The 961-nt window shown below is 41.2% G+C and carries 1 protein-coding gene; it reads left to right on the top strand.

The annotated features are described in order from the left end of the window. Nucleotides 1-948, top strand: a 948-nt coding sequence (locus tag F9Y84_RS21845) for an IS481 family transposase (RefSeq protein WP_168756803.1), incomplete at its 5' end; no start/stop codon positions are given. Nucleotides 949-961: the final 13 nt, after the last annotated feature.

Raw genomic sequence — 961 nt, 5'->3', positions numbered from 1 at the left:
ATGGGCGTCTCACGAGATACATTTTATCGCTATCAGGAATTAGTTGAAGATGGTGGTTTGGATGCTCTAGTAAATAAAAGCCGTAGAGCACCAAATATAAAAAATCGAGTTGATGATGAGACTGAAAAAGCCGTTGTTCAGTATGCTATCGAATATCCAGCTCATGGTCAGCACAGAACGAGTAATGAGCTTAGAAAACAAGGTGTCTTCGTATCAGGAAGCGGTGTGCGTTCAATATGGCTTCGTCATGATTTAGAAAACTTCAAAAAACGACTCAAGGCGCTAGAAGACAAGGTCTCTAAAGAAGGAATTATTTTAACTGATAGTCAAATAGCAGCCCTTGAGAAGAAGAAAAATGATGATGAAGCATGTGGTGAAATTGAAACGGCTCACCCAGGTTATCTCGGTTCGCAAGACACATTTTATGTTGGCAACCTCAAAGGCGTTGGCCGTATTTATCAGCAAACCTTTATCGATACCTACAGTAAAGTCGCATTTGCTAAGCTCTATACGACTAAAACACCAATCACAGCAGCAGACATACTCAACGACAGGGTTTTGCCCTATTTCGAGCAATATGAACTGCCAATGCTGCGCATTCTAACTGACCGAGGCACCGAATATTGCGGTAAGGTTGAGCAGCATGACTACCAGCTTTATCTAGCAATAAATGATATCGACCACACCAAAACTAAGGCGATGTCGCCTCAAACCAATGGTATCTGTGAGCGATTCCATAAAACGATACTAAACGAATTCTATCAGGTTACGTTCCGTAAAAAGCTTTACAGCTCACTTGACGAGCTTCAAAAAGATCTGGACGAATGGATGGCTTATTACAATAATAAGCGAACTCATCAGGGAAAAATGTGCTGTGGCAGAACGCCATTTGAAACATTGCTTGATGGAAAATCAATTTGGGCTGAGAAAAATTTAGCTCAAATCTAAACTGACAGCCACC

Source organism: Pseudoalteromonas peptidolytica (assembly GCF_012641745.1).
In the GTDB taxonomy this organism is placed as follows: Bacteria; Pseudomonadota; Gammaproteobacteria; order Enterobacterales; family Alteromonadaceae; genus Pseudoalteromonas; species Pseudoalteromonas peptidolytica.
This window is presented reverse-complemented; position numbering and strand designations above follow the sequence as displayed.